Source organism: Serratia nevei, from assembly GCF_037948395.1.
Taxonomy (GTDB): Bacteria; Pseudomonadota; Gammaproteobacteria; order Enterobacterales; family Enterobacteriaceae; genus Serratia; species Serratia nevei.
Map to the genome: position 1 here is coordinate 5,232,167 of NZ_CP149940.1, position 20,976 is coordinate 5,253,142.

The window sequence follows — 20,976 nt, forward strand, 5'->3', positions numbered from 1 at the left end:
CACGCCCGATGCTAAAACACAGAACGCCGCACCCTGCCTTCAGCTATCTGATCTATCTGGGGTGCGCCATCGCTTTTTGCACCATCCCTTTCGGTTCCGCGACCGGACGCAATCTGTTTTACGTTTCCAGCTACATCGCCTTTATCGCCGTTTGCCTGTACCCGCGCTACTACTTCAGCAACGCGAGAAATCTGCTGCTGCCCGCGCTGATGTTCAGCGTGGGCATGGGAACCATCCTCTGGATGCATCACTTCAAACAGCCGGGTGAGTACATCAATATTTATCGCTCTTATATGTCGACCGGCAAACTGCAGCTCGCGACCGCCTTCATCTTGCTGATCGCACTCAATGAGCGGTTGTGCGTGCAGCGCCTGCTGATCGTTGTAGCTCTCGCCACCGGCCTGGCGGTCAACGGCTATTCCCTCTATCAGGGATTGCGGCTGGATATCCCGCGCGTAGAGCTCAACTTCGATCGCGCCACGGTCGCCGCCTACCTGATGACCGCCATCGATCTGGTCATGATGCAAGCCATCCTGATGCTGCGCACCCGCTACCGCCTGGTGTTGTACATTGCGGCATTCCTGCTGTCCTTCTCTGCACTGGTGCTCACCGGCACGCGCGCGGCCATGTTGGTCTACCCGGTAGCGGTCTGCCTGTCGCTGCTGGCGACCAAGCAGCTGGTTTCCAGGAAACACAAACTCGCGTTGGTGGCCTCGGTACCGCTGCTGCTCGTAGCCTGCGGCCTGGTGTTTAAACCGCAGATAGAAGAACGCATTCAGGCCTTTGAGACCGATATGCGTCTGATGGATCAGCCACAGACTGAAAACTCGATCATTTCACGGCTGTCGATGCAAACGCTGGCATGGCGCACCGGTTCACAAGCCCCTTGGGGCCAATCCGCCGAACAGCGCGGCGAAGAGATCCGTGCAATGGTCGCACAGCAACCTCGCCTGTCTGGCGTCATGCCCTACATCAACGTCCACCTGCACAACGAGCTGCTGGAAACCTACTCGCTCAAGGGCGTCTGGGGCGTACTGCTGCTGCTGGCGCTCTATGTCTGTCTGTTCTTCTCTTCGTTCCGGCCACAGCGCAACGCGCTGCTGCTGAGCGTTAGCGTCAGCCTGTTCGTTTACGGCCTGAGCGACGTCATCTTCTTCAGCACGGAAGGCACCGCCATGTTCTGCCTGGCGCTGCTCGCCGCCGTTCTTTCCGTCACGAAACAGCCCCTTGTTCAGGAGCCCACCCCGTGAATCCTCAGGAGCCGCTGCTCAGCGTTATCGTGCCGTTTTATAATAATGAAGCGTTCGTTATCGCTGCGCTGGATTCGTTATTTGCGCAGATTAGCGACGATATCGAGGTGGTGATCATCGACGATGGCTCCACCGACGCCTCCGGTGCGCAGGTCAACCAATATCTGGCGCAGCGGCGGCACCCGCGCGTGGTCTTTACTTCACAGGCCAACGGCGGCATTGCGCACGCCCGCAATGTCGGCTTACGGCTGGCCACCGGCCGCTATCTCACCTTCCTCGACGGCGACGATCTGCTGAGCGACGACTATCTGGCAATCCTGCGGCCCCTGCTTACCACCGGTGAATATGACCTGATCGACTTTAATTATCAGAAGTTCACCGAACAACCGCCGACGCCGGATAACCGCGCGACTCAGCCCGTAACCTACGACTTTTCACAGTTGGGGCTCGGCTGCCTGCAACCGCTGTTCGCACGCTCGATGTGGCATCTCTGGAGCCGCGTGTATAAACGTTCGCTGCTGGAAGGGGAAACGTTCGAAGACGGCAGGCGCTATGAAGACGTGATTTTCACGCCTTTTCAGTATTTCAAAACCCGCCGCATCGCCCATCTGGACTGCGAGCTCTATTTCTATCGGGATAACAGCCAAGGCATCACTCGCAATATCAAACCCAAAGATATTGAAGATCTGCTGTTCGCCATGGAGAAGATGCTGCGTTTTGTGGCGCAGCATCCCGGGGATGAGCCGCTGCGCCGGTTGGCCGCCCTGATGCTGGCCAACTGCTTTTCCGAGGTGAAAAGCATGTCGAAGGCGGTGTACGGCTATTATCATTACGCGCCGGCAACGCTGCACACCCTGCGCCGCGCCGCCGATATCTGCCGCAACAGCGACGTGCCGGGCAAAAAAGTCCGCCAGATGCGCTATGCGCGAGTGGATACCTTTCTTTCGAAGCTGCGCGGGCGCAAGCCGCACTAACCGCATCGGCCGGGCGGCCGATGCGTCGTCGCTCCCTCAGCGCGCTAAAGGCACGTGCGCGACCAGCTCATCATAAATCCGCTGCGGCTGGATGACCCCCATCGGGTTTTCCGCCTCCAGCGGCATCGTATAGCCGGTACGCGACACCTGAATGATGCGGTGCAGTTCAGCATCCTGAATCGGGCCGGTGGAGCGTGAGTCGGCGGTCACGAACAGGCTGATGGTTTTCACCTTCAACGCCACCGCCAGATGCAGCGGCCCGGTATCGCCGGTGACCAGAACATGGAAACTGTCGATCAACGTCAGCAAGCCTTGCAGCCCCGTTTTACCGATCTGGTTATCCACGCAGGCCTGCGTTTGCGGGCCGATCAGGCTCATAAACTGTTTGGCCTTGCCGTCGTCGAACGGTGCGCCAATCAGCACGATGCGCACATTGGGGTGCTTCGCCACCAGCTCATCGGCCAGCCGCGCATAGTGCGAAACCGGCCAGCAACGCGATTCTGTTGACGCCCCCAGCTGAAAACCGATGGTGGGATGCTCGCTGCTTTTGACGCCGCGCTGATAATCCACGGGAATTTCCATCGTCGGATCGTCGCTGCGGCAGCCTAAGATGGAAATCAGCTCCAGTTTGCGGCGTACAAAGTGGCCGTAATAATGGAAGATATAGTTGGTCAGCCAAGGCTCCAGCCCGCAAATGCCCGAGCTGTAGTTATCCCTGATAATGTACTTCGCCCCGGCCAGTACGGCGCTGATGATGTCATAAGGCAGGTGGGAGTGCAGAATCAGCGCCAAATCCGGCTGATGTTCGCGCAACGATTTCAGCAATGGGCGTATCGTCTTGATCTTGCTGTCCCAATACACCACGCGATCGTAATAACGGCCGTTTTCCACCAGCTCGCGGTTTTTCTTGTGCACCACCAGCGTGATGTGCGCATTGGGGTAGCGTTCCCTCATCGCCCTCAATGCCGGCGTGTTGAACATGAAGTCGCCCAACGCCGTGGTGGAATAGATAACGATATTGTCAAACTGCTGGGCGCCGTCGAACGTCGCCTTATCCTGAAAACGGCCGTACTTCGCCGTATAGCGCCGCAAGAACCAGTCGGCAACCTTGATTTTCCATTTCTTCGACATGTGCGTGCTTAGTTCGCTTTAAGTTGATAATACTCGGCCAGCGTCATGCCCACCGTACGCTGCTGCAGCCAGTCAAACAGCTGCTCCAGATCGCGGTACAGCCCTTCGATATCCTGCTCGGTTTTGAACGTCGGGCTGCCGCCCGGCATAAATTCGGAGGAGTGCAGCATAAATTCGACGTAGTCATGCCCCTGCGCCAGCGACGCCTCAGCCACGCTTATCATCTTGGCCACGTTGCCGCCACTCGGCCGCAGCCAGTTGACGGACGGCGAACGCCGCTTGCCGCGCAGCCGGTCATAACCTTGCTTGAACGCGTTCATCAGCGCCGAGTGCTTGTACTGAATGCTCATCGGCACTTCCAACAGCGGCGAAGCGCCCGGTTTGGCAATGTTCTGCGGATCGATAAAATAAGCCTGCGACGGGAACCGGGTGTAATCGGTGCCGCCGTTGCCCTGCGGATTGCCCGGCGAAAACTGCCAGTTGACCCGCGGCGTCACCGAACAGTCCACCTGATAGCCGTATTCCAGCAGCAGCGAGGCATAATATTCGTTGAACGCCCAGCGGCCGGCGCGATGGCTGAGCATTTTGGTCTGGAAGGCATCTTCCAGCAGCTTGGTCATGTGATCGACCTTGGCGCGGATCTGATCGGCGGGATACTCGATCAAATAAGGCTTGTGGCGCCAGTCGTCGTCGGTGAGCGGCGTCAGCGGCGGGCTGTTCCAGGCGTGCAGGTGCATGCCCACTTCTCCCGCGCCGCGGGCGATCACGTCGCGCGCGAACTCGACGTAAGCCGGATCCATCGCCATTTCATAGTTGGTGAGATAAACCGGTTTGAAGGCGTATTTTTCGCACAATGCCTGAAAGCGCGGCAAGAAACGCGTGTTTTCGGTCGCGATGCGATCGTGGTTTTGCCACAGATTATCGCCTTCGGTATCAATGGTGATGAGAAACGCCGGTTTAGTCATGAATATCGAGCCTGATATCAACAGAATGCACTATGTTACGCAGGCCGTTTCGCCAGGGCAAACGACTTTGCTGCCTGGTTTGGACAACGTTGAAGCGCATTCGTCCCCGGCCCGACGATTTTTTTGCGGCCCGGCAAGAAAACCTTGCAACAGTAGCCACATGCGATCGGGTCATTTAGAATCAAAGATTGGTTTCCCAGAAAGCGACTCATGATGAACGACGCGCCAGCCCCAACTTCCGCCCCATCCGTACAGCGTATTTTGATCATAAAACTGCGCCATCACGGCGATATGCTGCTGGTCACGCCGGTCATCAGCAGCCTGCGGCAAAACTACCCGCAGGCGCAGATCGATGTGCTGCTGTATCAGGAAACGCAGGAGATGCTGGCCAGCAATCCGGAACTGTCGACGCTGTTCGCCATCGACCGCCAATGGAAAAAACAGGGCACCCGCGCGCATCTGGGGCACGAGCTGGCGCTGCTGCGCCGCCTGAAGGCGCAGCGCTACGATCTGGTGGTCAACCTGGCCGATCAGTGGCGCAGCGCCATTATCACGCGCCTGACCGGCGCGCGCATCCGTCTGGGCTTCGATTTCCCCAAACGCCGCGGCTTCCTGTGGCGCCACTGCCACACGCAGCTGGTGCCGGTCGACAATCACGCCCACCTGCATACCGTCGAACAAAATCTCTCGCTGCTGGCGCCGCTGAACCTGCCCGCGCTCAGTGATCATGTGACCATGAGTTACGATCCGCAGGATTGGCAGGCCTGTGAGCAACGGTTGCAGAAACAGGGCGTCGCCGGCAGTTATATTGTGGTGCAGCCCACCTCGCGCTGGTTCTTCAAATGCTGGAGCGAAGAGAAAATGGCCGCCACCCTCGCCGCCTTGCAGGCCGATGGCCATCAGTTGGTGATCACCTCCGGCCCCGACGCCAGAGAACAAGCCATGGTAGAACGCATTTTGGCGCTCTGCCCGCCGCAGGGCGTGATCTCGTTGGCCGGCCAGCTGACGCTGCGCCAGCTGGCCGCCCTGATCGACCACGCCAAGCTGTTTATCGGCGTGGATTCGGTGCCGATGCACATGGCCGCCGCGCTGCAAACGCCGTGTGTGGCGCTGTTCGGCCCTTCCAAGCTGACTTTCTGGCGGCCATGGCAGGCTACCGGCGCCGTGATCTGGGCCGGCGACTTCGGCGAACTGCCCGATCCGGACGCCATTGATACCGGCACCGACGAACGGTATCTCGACCTTATTCCTACAGACGCGGTGATTGCAGCCGCGCGGAGCACGCTGGCATGAAAGCATTTCGTTTGGCGATCGTTCGCCAAAAATACCGCCCGGACGGCGGGGCCGAACGTTTCGTTTCCCGCGCCCTGGAGGCGCTGGAGCAACAGGATCTCGATCTGAACGTCATCACCCGCGAATGGCAGGGTGACGCCAATCCCAACTGGCATATCCACCTGTGCAACCCGTTAAAACTCGGCCGCATCAGCCGCGAGCGAGGCTTCGCCGTGGCAGCCAGGGCGCTGTGGCAGAAAGAGCGTTTCGATCTGGTGCAAAGCCACGAGCGCATTCCCGGCTGCGACATCTACCGCGCCGGCGACGGCGTACACCGCCGCTGGTTGCTGCAACGCGCGCGTCTGCTGCCGGAATGGCGCCGCAAATGGCTGTTCTCCAATCGCTATCACCGCTATGTGATGTGCGCCGAACGCGCCATGTACGCCGCGCCGGAGCTGAAAGCCGTCATCTGCAACGCCGAGATGATCAAGCAGGAAATCATCGCCGACTTTGGCGTGCCTGCCGACAAAATCACGGTGATCTATAACGCCATCGACAATCAAAAATTCCCGCCCGCCGACGAGGCCCAGCGCCAACGTCTGCGCGAGCAGTATCAGATCCCACAACGGGCGCACTGCCTGATCTTCGTCGGCTCCGGTTTCGAGCGCAAAGGGCTGGCCGCCGCCATCCGCGCCGTGGCGGCGACCGACAGCCACCTGTTGGTGGTCGGCAAAGACAAGGCCGAAAAACGCTATCGAGCGCTGGCACAGTCGCAGGGCTGCGGCGAGCAGGTTCACTTTATGGGCGTGCAGAAGCAGACCTTGCCGTTCTATCAGGCCGCGGACGCGCTGCTCCTGCCGACGCTGTACGATCCGTTCCCGAATGTGATTCTGGAAGCGATGTCGTGCGGCCTGCCGGTTATCACCAGCACCACCTGCGGCGGCGCCGAGTTTATCACCCCCGGCCAGAACGGCTTCGTGACCGACGCGCTCGACGTACCGGCCATCACGGAGGCCATTCGGGCGCTGCCGCGCCAGGCGCTGGGATCATCCATGGGCGAAGCGGCGAGATTGCGCATTATGACGGCTACGCCGGCGCATCTGTCCGAACAGCTGATTTCCCTCTATAACCGGTTACTGGATTAGCTATGCGTATTCTGATGATCATCGACGGCCTGCCGGGAGGCGGCGCGGAAAAAGTGGTGCTGACCCTATGCCAGGGCATGCAGCAACAGGGGCATGACGTCAGTCTGATCTCGCTGCGCGACGTCTGCAATTACCCTATCCCGTCAGGCATTGATTATCAGGTGGTGGCCGATCGCAGCCGTGCCCCCTGGCGCAAGCTGACCGAGCTGTCGCGCCGCGCCGCCGCGCTGGATCGGGCAATAGCCGAACACGAGCGCCAACACGGCGCGTTCGATCTGGTGTTCTCCAATCTGCATAAAACCGATCGCATCGTCAGCCGCAGCAAGCGGTTGGCCGCGGATCGCCTGTGGTTCTGCATTCACGGCATTCTCTCCACCTCCTATCTCGGCCACCGCAAGGGCCTGGATCGCTGGCTGAAGCAGCGCAAAATCGCCAACGTTTACCAAGGAAGAAATATCGTCGCCGTTTCACGGGCGGTTGGCGACGATCTGCAGCAGAACTTGCCGATTCGCCCACGCCGGCTGGCGGTCATCAACAACCCGTTCGACATCGACGCCATCCAGCAACAGGCGGCGGCGCCTTGCGAACTGGCCGGCCAGGACTATCTGGTGCACGTCGGCCGCTTTCACGCCACCAAACGGCATGACCGTCTGCTGAAAGCCTATGCGCACTCGGGCATTCAGGCACCGCTGGCCTTGATCGGCACCGGGAATGATGCCAGAGTCGCCGAGGTCAAACGTCTGGCGACAGAGCTGGGCATCGCAGAGCGCGTGCTCTTCCTCGGTTTCCAGGCCAATCCTTACCCGTTTATTCGCCATGCCTCGCTGCTGGTGCTCAGCTCCGACAGCGAAGGGTTTGGTAACGTGCTGGTGGAATCGCTGCTGTGCGGCACGCCGGTGGTCAGCACTCGCTGCCCGGGCGGCCCTGCGGAAATTCTGGAAAAAGCCGGCATGGCTAACGCGCTGGCGGAATTAAACGAAGCGTCGCTGGCAGAAAAAATGGCGGAAATTTACGCCAATCCGCCCCAGATAAATCAACAGCAATTGCTGAGTTATGGGCTGGAGCCTATTTGCCGTCAATATATTGAGCTGAAAGAAAAATAATAGAGAAATAAATAAGGCAGGGGGTACCTGCCTTATTTTCTTCGTTAGCTGAGCGCCTGCATTTTCTGCCAAACCTCATCGACAGAAACATCTTCACAGTGCCCCGACTCACTCTGCAAAATATGATGACGGCCGGTCCATGGATGCCAGGAGGCTTTATCGGTATCGCCAAAGAACACCACCATGTCCTTATTCAGCGCGGCAGCAAGATGCATCTGCCCACCGTCGCTGCACAGCACCCGGTCGCATAAATCGAACCCACCCAACAGCTCGCGCACCGAGGCCGTCGGATAAAGCGCGACGCGTTCGTTTTGGCACAGCGCCAACAGCTGTTCGGCGCGCTGCTGGTCGCCGATGTCGTCCGGCGCCAGCGTGCCCTGCGGCGACCAGAAGATCAGCACGCCGGTGTGGGGATCGGCAACCAGACGGTTGATGATTTCGGCATAGCGTTCAACCGGCCAACGCCTTTTCGGGCTGCGGCTGCTGATGTGCACGGCGCATACGCGTTCGACCGGCGGCAGACGCTCCTGTAGCCGTTGCGCCGCCAATTGCCGCTCTTCAGGCGTCAGAAACACCCGCACCGGCGGGATCGGAATGGATTGGTCGGTTATCGCCGATAAATAGCTGTAGGTATGTTCGACCTGATGTTGACCGTGGAAATCGTCCTTGCGGAACGGACGATGGATATCTTTCGTGCCCAAATCGGCGCCGATGATATGGGTGGCGCCGGCCATTTTCGCTAAACGCAGGCTGTATTTGCAAGGCACCGGGTTGGCCAGAATGACCGCATCGAACTTTATTTTTCGCAGCTTCAGGAAGATCATCAAGCGTTCGAAATAAACGCCCAACGTCGTTTCATTTTTGGCCTTGTGCTTGGCCTTTTTATAGACAAAGACTTTCTCGAGATGAGGATTGTTTTTAACAACGTCCTGGCTGACTTTATTGATCAGCAGATAAACTTTAGCGTCCGGATAGGCAATTTTCACCCCTTCAATCAGAGGCGTGGTGCAAACAAGATCGCCGATGTTGTCGCGGCGAATAATTAAAATATTCTTCATTCCGAGCCTGTCGGCGAAATCGCTCGCCGGTTGTCTGAAACTGACACCCAAGGTTACCAAATTAGCGCCTTTCCCTTCCAGTTATGGTACTATTCCGAATAACCCATATAAATGAAATTGATAGAATGTTGCTGCGTTTATATCAGGTACTACTCTACCTCATCCAACCCCTGATCTGGCTCCGCTTACTGCTGCGCAGCCGCAAAGCTCCAGCCTACCGTAAACGCTGGGCGGAACGCTATGGCTTCTGCGCCGGGAAAGTCGTGCCAGGCGGCATCATGCTGCATTCCGTCTCCGTCGGCGAAACGCTGGCGGCCATCCCGTTGGTACGGGCACTGCGCCACCGTTACCCCGCTTTGCCGATAACTGTGACCACAATGACCCCAACAGGTTCAGAACGCGTCCAGTCCGCTTTCGGCAAAGACGTACATCATGTCTATCTGCCCTACGATCTGCCCGGTTCCATGAACCGCTTCCTCGACCAGGTGAATCCCAAGCTGGTGATCATCATGGAAACCGAGCTGTGGCCTAACCTGATTAACGCGCTGCATCAGCGGCAGATCCCCCTGGTGATCGCCAATGCGCGCCTGTCGGCCCGCTCCGCCGCCGGCTATAAGAAAATTGGCGGGTTCATGCGCGATATGCTGCGCCGCATTACGCTGATCGCCGCACAGAACCAGGAAGACGGCGATCGGTTTATCGAACTGGGCCTGAAGCGCTCGCAGCTGGCCGTAACCGGCAGCCTGAAGTTCGATATCTCCGTCACCCCGGAACTGGCCGCCCGCGCCGTTACGCTGCGTCGCCAATGGGCGCCGCGCCGCCCGGTGTGGATCGCTACCAGCACCCATGACGGTGAAGAAACCATCCTGCTGGAAGCGCATCGCAAACTGCTGGAAAAACACCCCGACCTGCTGCTGATCCTGGTGCCGCGTCATCCGGAACGCTTCCCGACCGCTAAAGAGCTGGTGCAGAAGGCCGGCTTCAGCTACACCCTGCGCAGCAGCGGCGAAATCCCGTCCGGCAGCACCCAGGTGGTGATCGGCGATACCATGGGCGAGCTGATGCTGCTGTACGGCATCGCCGATCTGGCCTTTGTCGGCGGCAGTCTGGTGGAACGCGGCGGGCACAACCCGCTGGAAGCCGCCGCGCACGCCATCCCGGTGCTGATGGGCCCGCATACCTTCAACTTCAAAGACATCTGCGCCAAGCTCTCGCAGGCCGAAGGCCTGATCACCGTGACCGACGTGGATTCGCTGGTGAAGGAAGTGGAAACCCTGCTGACCGACGAAGACTACCGGCGCTACTACGGCCGCCATGCGGTGGAAGTGTTGTATCAGAATCAGGGAGCGTTGCAGCGCCTGCTGCAGCTGCTGGAACCGCACCTGCCGCCCCGGAGTCACTGAATGAGCAGCCGCAAAAGCCTGTCGGTGGTGATGATCGCCAAAAACGAAGCCGGGCTGTTGCCGGACTGTCTGCGTTCGGTCGAATGGGCCGATGAAATCATCGTGTTGGACTCCGGCAGCGAGGACGACAGCGTCGCCGTCGCCGAAGGCCTGGGCGCCAAAGTCTTCACGCACACCGACTGGCAAGGGTTCGGCAAGCAGCGTCAGCTGGCGCAAAACTACGCCAGCCATGACTACGTTTTGATGATCGACGCCGACGAACGCGTCACGCCCGAGCTGCGGCAATCCATCGAGCGGGTGTTGAATGCGCCGGACGACGGCGCCGTCTACAGCTGTGCGCGGCGCAACCTGTTTCTAGGCCGCTTCATGCGCCACAGCGGCTGGTATCCCGACCGCGTCAACCGCCTGTACGCCAACCAACGCTATCGTTATAACGACGATCTGGTGCACGAATCGCTGAACATCGGCGGCGCCAAAGTGATCCCCCTCAGCGGTGATATGCTGCACCTGACCTGCCGCGACTTCTTCGCCTTCCAGCGCAAACAGCTGCGCTACGCCGAAGAGTGGGCCACGCAGCGCCACCGGGCCGGCAAGCGCTGCGGCTATCTGTCTATCCTGACCCACACGCTCGGCGCCTTCGTCAAAACCTGGCTGCTGCGCGCCGGCTTCCTGGATGGCAAACAGGGGTTGCTGTTAGCGGTGGTCAACGCGCAATATACCTTCAATAAATATGCCGCATTATGGGCATTGGGCCGCAACTACTCAGAGAAGTGAATCATGACCAGCAAAGCCATCTATCCCGGGACCTTCGATCCCATGACCAACGGCCACCTGGATTTAGTGACGCGCGCGTCACTGATGTTCGATCACGTGATTCTGGCCATCGCCGCCAGCCCGAGTAAAAAGCCGCTGTTCAGCCTGGATGAACGCGTGGCGTTGGCGACGCAGGTCACCTCGCATCTGGACAATGTGGAAGTGCTGGGCTTCAGCGAGCTGATGGCGCACTTCGCCGCTCACCAAAATGCCAATATCCTGGTGCGCGGCCTGCGTGCGGTGTCTGACTTTGAATACGAATTGCAGCTGGCGAACATGAACCGCCATTTGATGCCGACGCTGGAAAGCGTGTTCCTGATGCCTTCCGAAGAGTGGTCGTTCATCTCCTCCTCACTGGTGAAAGAGGTCGCCCGTCACGGCGGCGATATCGCACCTTTCCTGCCTGACGTGGTCACCCAGGCACTGATGGCGAAGCTCGCCGCCGAGTGATGCTCAGCGCTGGCAGCGACGGCAAAAGAAGGTGCTGCGCTGCCCGTGCTTGGCGGATTCGATCGGCGTGCCGCACGCGCGGCACGGTTCTCCCGCCCGCCCGTAAACCTGCAGCTCCTGTGCGAAATACCCCGGTTTGCCGTCCGACTGCAAAAAGTCGCGCAATGTCGTGCCGCCCTGCTCGATAGAACGCTGCAACACCGCCTTGATGGTCTTCACCAGCAGTTCCGCTTCGGCTTTGCTCAAGGATCCCGCCGGACGATCGGGCAAGATCCCGGCGCTGAACAGCGATTCGCTGGCGTAAATATTGCCGACCCCGACCACCAGCTTGTTATCCATCAGCCACGGTTTAATCAACGTGCGCTTATTGCGTGATTTTTCATACAAGTAGTCGCCGTTGAACGCTTCGCTCAGCGGTTCCGGCCCCAGGTGCGCCAACACGCTGCTGGTCGCCAAATCTTCGCACCACAGCCAGGCGCCGAAACGGCGCGGATCGGTATAGCGCAGGATCATGCCGTTGCTGATCACCAGATCGACGTGGTCGTGTTTGCCGGCTTCATCTTCGTTTTCCTCGCGCAGCATGCGCAAGCTGCCCGACATGCCCAGGTGCACGATAATCCAACCGTTCTCCAGCTCGATCAGCAGGTATTTAGCCCGGCGCTGCACGCTGAGCACCGGCCGATCGCTCAGCGTCAGGATCTGCTCGGAAACCGGCCAGCGCAGGCGCGCGTTGCGCACCACCGCATACTGAATGCTGTGGCCGACAAGATAAGGCTCTATACCGCGTCTGCTCGTCTCAACTTCCGGTAATTCAGGCATCTGGCTTCCCCTCCGACGTTTTCTACCCTTTATAAAACAAAAAACCCGGCCAAGGCCGGGTTTTTCATTAATCCACTAAAATTATTTAATTTTAGCTTCTTTGTATACTACGTGCTGACGGACAACTGGATCGAATTTCTTCAGTTCCAATTTTTCCGGCTTAGTACGCTTGTTCTTCGTGGTGGTATAGAAGTGACCAGTACCAGCAGAAGAAACCAGCTTGATCTTCTCGCGAACACCTTTAGCCATGATTCAGTTCCTTAATACTTCTCACCACGGGCACGCAGATCGGCCAGAACCGTCTCAATACCCTTCTTATCGATAACACGCATACCTTTAGCAGATACACGCAGAGTTACAAAGCGCTTCTCAGCCTCAACCCAAAAACGGTGTGAGTGCAGGTTAGGCAGAAAACGGCGTTTGGTCGCGTTCATTGCGTGGGAACGGTTGTTACCGCTCACCGGGCGCTTGCCAGTAACTTGGCAGACTCGGGACATGTCTATTCTCCAAAAATCAAATCAGCTCGAGCTTCGTATAGGGTATGGCCGCCTCGTCAGGCTTTTAGAGCCCATCTCAGCAAACTTCATACTGAGGAGACTCTCGTCATCAGGTAGAAACCACACATCAGGTCAGAAACCTGCTGAGATAGGCTCTTGCGCCAAACCCAAGATTCTCAAAGGTGGCGTAGTATACGCTCTGAAGCGTAAGTGCTCAAGTCCCGAACAGCTAAAGATCCCACAAGGATCGCGAAAAAATCGCTTAAAGCCATCCGCGCTCGGCAAAAGAGACGCATTCACCCCGACCGATCACCAAATGATCAAGCACTCGGATCTCCAATAACTGACAGGCTTTCACCACCTGTTCCGTTATCAAACGGTCGGCATGACTGGGTTCAGCCTTACCCGAAGGGTGATTATGCGCGAGAATCAGCGCGGCGGCATTAGCCTTCAACGCTTCACGCACAATTTCTCTCGGGTAGACGACGACGCTGCTGATGGTACCAGCAAACATCTCCTGATGGCGAATAACCCGGTGCTGATTGTCTAAAAACAATACCAAAAAGACCTCACGCTCGCGATGCGCCAGCAGGCTTTGCAGATAATGCTGGGTGACGCGCGGATTGAGCATGGCGTTTTCCTGCGACAAATGGCTGGAAAAGAAGCGCAGCGCCAGCTCGGCAATCGCCTGCAGCTGCGTATAGCTGGCGTCCCCCAGGCCTTTTTGGCTGCAAAAAGCCTGATGATCGGCCGACATCAGGTGATAAAGCGAGCCGAACCGGCGCAGCAGCTGCTCCGCCAGCTGCATCACGTGCACGCCGGGCAGCCCGGTACGCAAAAAAATGGCCAACAGTTCTGCGTCTGACAGCGCCGCCGCCCCCTGCATCAACAGCTTTTCACGCGGCGCCAGCGCGCCCGGCCAGCACGCCACAATCGGGTTGCTCATCGTATTCCTCCCTGAAAGGGCTACAGCATGCCATGTGCTGCCCGGCGCGTTCGACAGGTGTTTGATAACATTGCGAAGTGTTTCGCAAAGCACAATGTAACGCCCTGCAGTCATTGCGGAATCGCTCACCTGAACGGCGGATATGCTAAAATGGCGCATCTTTCGGCTTTCAATCGGACAATGATGATGACGGGACTTTCCGGCAAACATATTGTACTTGGCATCAGCGGCGGCATCGCCGCCTACAAATGCCCAGAGCTGGTGCGCCGCCTGCGCGACAGGGGCGCAGAAGTGCGCGTGGTGATGACCCACGCCGCCAAGGCGTTCATTACGCCACTGACGCTGCAGGCCGTTTCCGGTTACCCGGTGTCCGACGATCTGTTGGATCCCGCCGCCGAAGCCGCCATGGGCCACATCGAACTCGGCAAGTGGGCGGATCTGGTGATTCTGGCGCCGGCGACCGCCGATCTGCTGGCGCGCGTCGCCGCCGGCATGGCCAACGATCTGTTGACCACCGTCTGCCTGGCGACCGACGCCCCTATCGCCGCCGCCCCGGCCATGAACCAGCAGATGTATCGCGCCGCCGCCACGCAGGCCAACCTGCAAACGCTGCAGGCGCGCGGCATGCTGCTCTGGGGGCCGGACAGCGGCAGCCAGGCCTGTGGCGACGTCGGCCCGGGCCGCATGCTGGATCCGCTGGACATCGTCGACCTGGCGAACGCGCATTTCTCCGCCCCGCAGGATCTGCAACATTTACAGGTTATGATCACCGCCGGCCCGACGCGTGAGGCGCTGGATCCGGTACGTTTCATCAGCAATCACAGCTCCGGCAAAATGGGCTTCGCCATTGCCCGCGCCGCCGCCGCCCGCGGCGCGCAGGTGACGCTGATCGCCGGACCGGTCAGCCTGCCGACGCCGCCATCGGTCACCCGAGTGGACGTCACCAGTGCGCTGGAGATGGAGCAGGCGGTGCAACAGCGCGCCGCGCAGCAGCAGATTTTCATCTCCTGCGCCGCCGTGGCCGACTACCGCCCCGAGCAGATCGCCGATGAAAAAATAAAAAAACAGGGTGATGAAATCGTCCTCAAGATGGTAAAAAACCCCGATATCGTCGCCGGCGTGGCGGCGATGACCAAAAATCGACCGTTTGTCGTGGGGTTTGCCGCCGAAACCCAGAATGTGGAAGAATACGCGCGGCAAAAACTGGCGCGTAAGAAGCTGGATTTGATTTGCGCTAACGATGTATCGCTTGCAGAGCACGGGTTCAACAGCGACACCAATGCCCTGCATCTTTTTTGGCAGGATGGAGAAAAGCGCCTGGCGCTGAGCGACAAGGCACTCCTTGGCCAACGTTTAATAGACGAGATAGTCAGCCGTTATGATGAAAAAAATCGACGTTAAGATCCTCGACCCGCGCATCGGTCAGGATTTCCCGCTACCGACCTACGCCACGCCGGGCTCCGCCGGTCTCGACCTGCGCGCCTGCCTGGACAGCGCGGTGGAGCTGGCGCCGGGTGAAACCACGCTGTTGCCTACCGGCCTCGCGATCCACATCGCCGACGCCGGCCTGGCGGCGGTGATCCTGCCGCGCTCCGGCCTGGGCCACAAGCACGGCGTCGTGCTGGGCAACCTGGTCGGCCTGATCGACTCCGATTATCAGGGCCAGCTGATGGTGTCCGTTTGGAACCGCGGCCAGAAACACTTCACCATCGAGCCGGGCGAACGTATCGCTCAGATGGTCTTCGTGCCGGTGGTGCAGGCCGAATTCAACCTGGTGGAAGAGTTCGACAGCAGCGAGCGCGGCGAAGGCGGCTTCGGCCACTCGGGGCGCCACTAAGCGCCACCCAATGCACGATGGCCGGCAGGGAAACGTCGCCTGAACCTTGCCTTTCCGGGGAGAAGGATGTCTCTGCGGCAAGGTTTTACCGCGACAATTGCAGCGCACACCAGGCAGCGCGGAAAAAGGCCGTTAAGGCCGCTGACCCCAGCATCGTAAAAAAGCTATCACATAAGCCGCACAGAGCCTGCTCTGCAGCGGCCGGTGCGCGGGTTTCCGTCAGTTAAGTTTTAGCAAGGGTCTAATCAGACATGGCAGAAAAAGAAAAGACGAAAAGGAATCGGCGCGAGGAAATATTGCAGGCGTTAGCCCAGATGCTGGAGTCCAGCGACGGCAGCCAACGCATCACCACCGCCAAGCTCGCCGCGAACGTGGGTGTTTCTGAAGCTGCGCTGTATCGGCATTTCCCCAGCAAGACACGGATGTTCGACAGCCTGATCGAGTTTATCGAAGACAGCCTGATCACCCGCATCAACCTGATCTTGCAGGACGAGAAAGAGACGTTTAATCGTCTGCGCCTGATTTTACTGCTGATTCTGGGCTTTGCGGAACGCAACCCGGGGCTGACGCGCATCATGACCGGCCACGCGCTGATGTTTGAACAGGATCGCCTGCAGGGCCGCATCAACCAGCTGTTCGAACGCATCGAGGCGCAGCTGCGCCAGGTGTTGAAAGAGCGTAAATTGCGCGAAGGCAAAGGCTTTATCGTCGATGAAACGCTGCTGGCGAGCCAGCTGCTGGCCTTCTGCGAAGGCATGTTGTCGCGCTATGTGCGTTCGGAATTCCGCTATCGCCCAACGCAGGAATTTGACGCCCGCTGGCCGCTGTTGGCGGCCCAGCTGCAATAAAGATAACGCCGGGCATGCCCGGCGTTTTTACTTACACCCCGTACTGCTCGCGGTAAGCGCGCACCGCCGCCAGGTGGTCCGCCATTTCCGGTTTCTCTTCCAGATAGGCGATCAGGTCCTTCAGCGTCACGATTGAAATCACCTTGCAGTGATAGTCGCGTTCCACTTCCTGAATGGCGGAGATATCCGCGCGGCCGCGTTCCTGACGGTCGAGGGAGATCAGCACGCCCGCCAGCGAAGCGCCGCTGGCGCCGATGATTTCCATCGACTCGCGGATCGCGGTGCCGGCGGTGATCACATCGTCTACCAACATCACGCGCCCCTGCAGCGGGCTGCCTACCAGCGAACCGCCTTCGCCGTGGGTCTTGGCTTCCTTACGGTTAAAGCAGTAAGGCACGTCGCGCTCATGGTGTTCCGCCAACGCCACCGCCGTAGTGGTGGCAATAGGAATACCTTTATAGGCCGGGCCAAACAGCAGGTCGAAATCGATGCCGGAGTCCATCAGGGCTTCGGCGTAGAAGCGCCCCAACAGCGCAAGATCGCGCCCGGTATTAAACAGGCCGGCATTGAAGAAATACGGGCTGGTGCGGCCGGACTTCAGGGTGAACTCGCCGAATTTCAATACCTGCTTGTTAAGCGCGAACTCGATAAACTGGCGCTGATAGGCTTTCATTACTGCTTCTCCTCGTCTGAATCTGCTTGGGTCTTGTCATTACTGCCGCCCGATCGTCGGGCATAAAAAAGGCGACTTCTCAGTCGCCTTAAAAAATCAGTCCGCCAGCGCCGCTTTCTGCGCCTGGAAGATGGTTTCGATGCCCCCTCGGGCCAGCGCCAATAGCGCCAACAGCTCATCGTGGCTGAACGGCTCGCCTTCGGCGGTACCCTGCACTTCAATCATGCGGCCATCTTCCATCATCACTACGTTCATGTCGGTTTCCGCCGCGGAATCCTCCACATACTCCAGATCGCACAGCGCTTCGCCATTGACGATGCCGACGGAAACCGCCGCCACCATGCCCTTCATCGGGTTGGCTTTCAGCTTGCCGTTGGCCACCAGCGTGTTCAGCGCATCGGCCAGCGCCACGCAGGCGCCGGAGATGGAGGCGGTGCGGGTACCGCCGTCGGCCTGCAGTACGTCGCAGTCGAGGGTGATGGTGAATTCACCGAGCTTTTTCAGATCCACCGCGGCGCGCAGCGAGCGCGCGATCAGGCGCTGGATCTCCAGCGTGCGGCCACCCTGCTTGCCTTTGGCGGCTTCACGGGCATTGCGGCTGTGGGTGGAGCGCGGCAGCATACCGTACTCGGCGGTGATCCAACCTTGCCCCTGGCCTTTCAGGAAGCGCGGAACGCCCTCTTCTACCGTGGCGGTGCACAAGACTTTGGTATCGCCAAACTCAACCAGCACTGAACCTTCAGCGTGTTTGGTATAGTGACGGGTCAGTGTCAGGGGGCGAACTTGCTGTGGTGCTCTGCCTGCAGGACGCATGGGCTCTCTCCGGCTTCAAATCAACTATTGGCTGCGCATTATACGGGCTTCGTGACGTAATGCCTATCCTGCCCGCAGCCGCGACGCTATAATCGCCCCATCTTTTCCTATTACGGGTACGCATCAATGATCCGCAGCATGACCGCCTACGCCCGGCGTGAAATCAAGGGTGAATGGGGCAGCGCAGCCTGGGAGCTGCGTTCCGTTAACCAGCGCTACTTAGAAACCTACATCCGCCTGCCGGAACAATTCCGCAGCCTGGAGCCGGTGATCCGTGAACGTATCCGTGGCCGCCTGACCCGCGGCAAAGTCGAATGCAACCTGCGTTTCGAACTGGATCCAAGCGCGCAAAGCTCGCTGATCCTGAACGAAAAACTGGCCAAACAGCTGGTTGAAGCCGCCAACTGGGTGAAAATGCAGAGCGACGAAGGGGAAATCAACCCGATCGACGTGCTGCGCTGGCCGGGCGTGATGTCCGCGCAGGAGCAGGATCTGGACGCCATCAGCGCCGAGCTGATGCAGGCGCTGGACGGCGCGCTGGATGACTTCATCGTCGCACGCGAAAGCGAAGGCGCCGCGCTGAAAACGCTGATTGAACAACGCCTCGACGGCGTCAGCGCCGAAGTGGTCAAAGTGCGCGCCCAGATGCCGAACATCCTGCAATGGCAGCGCGAACGCCTGGTCAGCAAGCTGGAAGAGGCGCAGGTACAGCTGGAAAACACCCGCCTGGAGCAGGAGCTGGTGCTGATGGCGCAGCGCATCGACGTCGCCGAAGAGCTGGACCGTCTGGAAGCGCACGTGAAAGAGACGCACAACATCCTGAAGAAGAAAGAAGCCGTCGGCCGCCGCCTCGACTTCATGATGCAGGAGTTCAACCGCGAATCGAACACCCTGGCCTCCAAGTCGATCAATGCCGACGTCACCGCTTCCGCCATCGAGCTGAAAGTGCTGATCGAGCAAATGCGCGAGCAGATTCAGAACATCGAGTGATCCGGCCCCGCACGCCATCAAGCCCGCGCCAAGCGGGCTTTTTTATGGCTGTAGATCAGCGATGGGCAGCCACCGGCTCTTCGCCCATCAGCCCCATTTTCTGCAGCTGCACCGCAATGCTCCAGGTTGAGCGTTCAAACTCATCGCTCAGCGCTTCCAGCGTCGCCCCGGCCGCATGGCTCTCGCGCAACCTCAGCTTTTCCTCTTCCGGCCAAGGGAAGTAGGCATTGGCCGGCCGCCCCTCGGCCAGATTCTTCTGCCGCTTCTCCTCCGGCGTCAGCCGGGCTTTTTTCTGCAGTTCGGCTTCACCGTCGAACTCGTTGGCCAACGCGAACAGCAGGCGGATAGCCTCCGGCGCGCAAGCCGCCGAAGCCGGTCTCAACAGCTCACCGGTGTCGGGATTAACCCCGTTGGCCAGCGCCCTGAGCAACGTGCCGGTATTCATTGTTCGCCTCCTTATCCGAGAAGATGCGCCGGTCGTGGCGCCTTGTTCAGACATTTTTCTTTGCCTCCCTCGAGAAAACCACGCTTTACGCCATGAAAAAGCACCAGTTGCGAGCCAGATTCCAGGCGTTTGCACGCGAGTGACAGTGATTGCATCAGGTTGCGAGCCGGCAGGCCCCTGCACCGGGAAGCTTATGAAAAACTGCCGGACAGCACGTGTGGATGACATTTGGCAAGATATCCCGCATGCCATAAGTATTTTGTTCTAATTATCACGCAAGGTAATGAAAGGACGTCGATGCTGTGGCTAAATGTGTTTTTTCTCTGCCCGTGAACCGTACGGACCGTTTATGCCACAAATTCTGCAATTTATTATGGCTCTGGTGGTGATCATCGCCCTGGCGCTGCTGGTCAGCAATAATCGCAAGAAAATCCGCCTGCGCTATATCATCCAGCTGCTGGTGATCGAAGGCGCGCTGGCCTATTTCTTCCTGCACTCCGCCAGCGGGCTCAGCGTGATCAAACACGTCGCCGGCTTCTTCGACACCCTGCTCGCCTACGCCGCCCAAGGATCGGAGTTCGTGTTCGGCGGCATGAGCAAGGATGGCCTGGCGTTTATCTTCCTCGGCGTTTTGTGCCCTATCATCTTTATTTCCGCCCTGATCGGCATTTTGCAGCATTTCCGTATCCTGCCGCTGATCATCCGCCTGGTCGGCACCCTGCTATCCAAGGTCAACGGCATGGGCAAGCTGGAGTCGTTCAACGCCGTCAGCACGCTGGTGCTGGGGCAGTCGGAGAACTTCATCGCCTATAAAGGCATCATCGGCGATATCTCGCCGCGCCGCATGTACACCATGGCCGCGACCGCCATGTCGACGGTATCGCTCTCCATCGTCGGCGCCTACATGTCGATGATCGACGCGCAGTATGTGGTGGCGGCATTGATCCTTAATATGTTCAGCACCTTCATCATTCTGTCGATCATCAACCCGTATCAGGTCGAAGACGAGCCGGAGCTGAAGCTGAACAAACTGCATGAAGATCAGAGCTTCTTCGAAATGTTGGGCGAGTACATTCTGGCCGGCTTCAAGATTGCGATGATCATCGCGGCGATGCTGATCGGCTTTATCGCGCTGATCTCCGCCGTCAATGCGCTGTTCTCCGCGGTGCTCGGCATCAGCTTCCAGCAGATCCTCGGCTATGTGTTCTATCCGCTGGCCTGGCTGATCGGCATCCCGGCGGAGGAGGCCCTGAAGGCGGGCAGCATCATGGCGACCAAGCTGGTGGCCAACGAATTCGTGGCGATGATTGAGCTGAAGAAAATCGCGGCGGAGCTGTCGCCGCGCGGGCTAGGTATTCTGTCGGTGTTCCTGGTGTCGTTCGCCAACTTCGCCTCCATCGGCATCGTCGCCGGCGCCATCAAGGGGCTGAACGAGCAGCAAGGCAACGTAGTTTCCCGTTTTGGCCTGAAGCTGGTTTATGGCTCGACGCTGGTGAGCCTGCTGTCAGCGGCCATCGCCGGCCTGGTGCTGTAATCCCCACTCC

23 protein-coding genes are annotated in these 20,976 nt (G+C 59.0%); 13 read left to right on the forward strand and 10 right to left on the reverse strand.

Features of this window, described 5'->3' with window-relative positions; genetic code table 11:
* Window positions 1-8 precede the first annotated feature (8 nt).
* The gene (locus tag V8N38_RS24950) at window positions 9-1,250 is read left to right on the forward strand and encodes an O-antigen ligase family protein (RefSeq protein WP_147840662.1); all 1,242 of its coding nucleotides are present in this window, start codon (window positions 9-11) and stop codon (window positions 1,248-1,250) included.
* Entirely contained in the window at window positions 1,247-2,224 is a 978-nt protein-coding gene (locus tag V8N38_RS24955) for a glycosyltransferase (protein WP_147840661.1), read from the forward strand. Before V8N38_RS24950 ends, V8N38_RS24955 begins: the two co-directional genes overlap by 4 nt.
* Before the next feature lie 36 nt (window positions 2,225-2,260).
* On the opposite strand, the gene V8N38_RS24960 is transcribed toward V8N38_RS24955, so the two are convergent.
* Window positions 2,261-3,355 (reverse strand): glycosyltransferase family 9 protein, encoded by a 1,095-nt coding sequence (locus tag V8N38_RS24960; RefSeq protein WP_147840660.1) that lies wholly within the window; start codon window positions 3,353-3,355, stop codon window positions 2,261-2,263.
* A gap of 8 nt (window positions 3,356-3,363) precedes the next feature.
* Entirely contained in the window at window positions 3,364-4,320 is a 957-nt protein-coding gene (locus V8N38_RS24965) for a polysaccharide deacetylase family protein (RefSeq protein WP_060441451.1), read from the reverse strand.
* A gap of 210 nt (window positions 4,321-4,530) precedes the next feature.
* Between V8N38_RS24965 and rfaQ the strand changes: the two genes are divergently transcribed.
* Genes rfaQ through V8N38_RS24980 form a run of 3 tightly spaced genes read left to right on the forward strand, consistent with a single transcriptional unit; the run spans window position 4,531 to window position 7,840 of the window.
* The gene (rfaQ, locus tag V8N38_RS24970) at window positions 4,531-5,613 is read left to right on the forward strand and encodes a putative lipopolysaccharide heptosyltransferase III (protein WP_147840659.1); all 1,083 of its coding nucleotides are present in this window, start codon (window positions 4,531-4,533) and stop codon (window positions 5,611-5,613) included.
* Window positions 5,610-6,737: a glycosyltransferase family 4 protein gene (locus V8N38_RS24975; RefSeq protein ID WP_147840658.1), complete on the forward strand. Its 1,128-nt coding sequence runs from the start codon at window positions 5,610-5,612 to the stop codon at window positions 6,735-6,737. The genes rfaQ and V8N38_RS24975 overlap by 4 nt, the downstream gene beginning before the upstream one ends.
* Window positions 6,738-6,739: 2 nt before the next feature.
* Window positions 6,740-7,840, forward strand: coding sequence for a glycosyltransferase (locus V8N38_RS24980; protein ID WP_100397019.1), 1,101 nt, complete (start codon window positions 6,740-6,742; stop codon window positions 7,838-7,840).
* Window positions 7,841-7,884: 44 nt separating this feature from the next.
* Here the strand turns inward: V8N38_RS24980 and V8N38_RS24985 are convergent, their stop codons facing one another.
* Window positions 7,885-8,898: a glycosyltransferase family 9 protein gene (locus V8N38_RS24985; protein ID WP_049201837.1), complete on the reverse strand. Its 1,014-nt coding sequence runs from the start codon at window positions 8,896-8,898 to the stop codon at window positions 7,885-7,887.
* 125 nt (window positions 8,899-9,023) lie between these two features.
* Here V8N38_RS24985 and waaA point away from each other — a divergent pair, with 125 nt between their 5' ends.
* From waaA to coaD, 3 genes are read left to right on the forward strand one after another with little or no spacing between them, the layout of a single operon-like run.
* A complete protein-coding gene (gene waaA, locus V8N38_RS24990) occupies window positions 9,024-10,301 on the forward strand; it encodes a lipid IV(A) 3-deoxy-D-manno-octulosonic acid transferase (RefSeq protein ID WP_025304695.1) in 1,278 nt (425 codons plus the stop codon).
* The gene (locus tag V8N38_RS24995; RefSeq protein WP_147840657.1) at window positions 10,302-11,075 is read left to right on the forward strand and encodes a glycosyltransferase family 2 protein; all 774 of its coding nucleotides are present in this window, start codon (window positions 10,302-10,304) and stop codon (window positions 11,073-11,075) included.
* A 3-nt stretch (window positions 11,076-11,078) separates the two neighbouring features.
* Window positions 11,079-11,564 (forward strand): pantetheine-phosphate adenylyltransferase, encoded by a 486-nt coding sequence (coaD, locus tag V8N38_RS25000; RefSeq protein ID WP_004931181.1) that lies wholly within the window; start codon window positions 11,079-11,081, stop codon window positions 11,562-11,564.
* Between the two features lie 3 nt (window positions 11,565-11,567).
* On the opposite strand, the gene mutM is transcribed toward coaD, so the two are convergent.
* The 4 genes from mutM to radC all read right to left on the reverse strand — a co-directional run bounded on the left by mutM (window position 11,568) and on the right by radC (window position 13,826).
* A complete protein-coding gene (gene mutM / locus V8N38_RS25005; protein ID WP_004931185.1) occupies window positions 11,568-12,383 on the reverse strand; it encodes a bifunctional DNA-formamidopyrimidine glycosylase/DNA-(apurinic or apyrimidinic site) lyase in 816 nt (271 codons plus the stop codon).
* A gap of 81 nt (window positions 12,384-12,464) precedes the next feature.
* Entirely contained in the window at window positions 12,465-12,632 is a 168-nt protein-coding gene (rpmG, locus tag V8N38_RS25010; protein ID WP_002442576.1) for a 50S ribosomal protein L33, read from the reverse strand.
* Between the two features lie 11 nt (window positions 12,633-12,643).
* Window positions 12,644-12,880 carry a 50S ribosomal protein L28 gene (gene rpmB / locus V8N38_RS25015; RefSeq protein ID WP_004931195.1) on the reverse strand — a complete coding sequence of 79 codons (237 nt, stop codon included), beginning with the start codon at window positions 12,878-12,880 and terminating at the stop codon, window positions 12,644-12,646.
* Between the two features lie 262 nt (window positions 12,881-13,142).
* On the reverse strand, window positions 13,143-13,826 hold the full coding sequence (radC, locus tag V8N38_RS25020) for a RadC family protein (RefSeq protein WP_025304698.1): 684 nt from the start codon (window positions 13,824-13,826) through the stop codon (window positions 13,143-13,145).
* A 183-nt stretch (window positions 13,827-14,009) separates the two neighbouring features.
* Between radC and coaBC the strand changes: the two genes are divergently transcribed.
* The 3 genes from coaBC (at window position 14,010) to slmA (ending at window position 16,511) form a co-directional block, all read left to right on the forward strand.
* On the forward strand, window positions 14,010-15,227 hold the full coding sequence (coaBC, locus tag V8N38_RS25025; protein ID WP_049201884.1) for a bifunctional phosphopantothenoylcysteine decarboxylase/phosphopantothenate--cysteine ligase CoaBC: 1,218 nt from the start codon (window positions 14,010-14,012) through the stop codon (window positions 15,225-15,227).
* Window positions 15,205-15,663, forward strand: a complete 459-nt coding sequence (gene dut, locus V8N38_RS25030; RefSeq protein WP_016929680.1) for a dUTP diphosphatase — start codon at window positions 15,205-15,207, stop codon at window positions 15,661-15,663. The genes coaBC and dut overlap by 23 nt, the downstream gene beginning before the upstream one ends.
* A gap of 251 nt (window positions 15,664-15,914) precedes the next feature.
* Window positions 15,915-16,511 carry a nucleoid occlusion factor SlmA gene (slmA, locus tag V8N38_RS25035; RefSeq protein ID WP_004931203.1) on the forward strand — a complete coding sequence of 199 codons (597 nt, stop codon included), beginning with the start codon at window positions 15,915-15,917 and terminating at the stop codon, window positions 16,509-16,511.
* 31 nt (window positions 16,512-16,542) lie between these two features.
* Here the strand turns inward: slmA and pyrE are convergent, their stop codons facing one another.
* Entirely contained in the window at window positions 16,543-17,184 is a 642-nt protein-coding gene (gene pyrE / locus V8N38_RS25040; protein WP_004931204.1) for an orotate phosphoribosyltransferase, read from the reverse strand.
* A gap of 96 nt (window positions 17,185-17,280) precedes the next feature.
* Window positions 17,281-17,997, reverse strand: coding sequence for a ribonuclease PH (rph, locus tag V8N38_RS25045; protein ID WP_025160305.1), 717 nt, complete (start codon window positions 17,995-17,997; stop codon window positions 17,281-17,283).
* Window positions 17,998-18,123: 126 nt separating this feature from the next.
* Between rph and V8N38_RS25050 the strand changes: the two genes are divergently transcribed.
* Window positions 18,124-18,987: a YicC/YloC family endoribonuclease gene (locus V8N38_RS25050; protein WP_015379441.1), complete on the forward strand. Its 864-nt coding sequence runs from the start codon at window positions 18,124-18,126 to the stop codon at window positions 18,985-18,987.
* Between the two features lie 55 nt (window positions 18,988-19,042).
* On the opposite strand, the gene V8N38_RS25055 is transcribed toward V8N38_RS25050, so the two are convergent.
* Entirely contained in the window at window positions 19,043-19,432 is a 390-nt protein-coding gene (locus tag V8N38_RS25055; RefSeq protein WP_147840656.1) for a hypothetical protein, read from the reverse strand.
* A gap of 349 nt (window positions 19,433-19,781) precedes the next feature.
* On the opposite strand from V8N38_RS25055, the gene V8N38_RS25060 reads away from it, so the two are divergent.
* Entirely contained in the window at window positions 19,782-20,966 is a 1,185-nt protein-coding gene (locus V8N38_RS25060; RefSeq protein ID WP_004931212.1) for a NupC/NupG family nucleoside CNT transporter, read from the forward strand.
* Window positions 20,967-20,976: the final 10 nt, after the last annotated feature.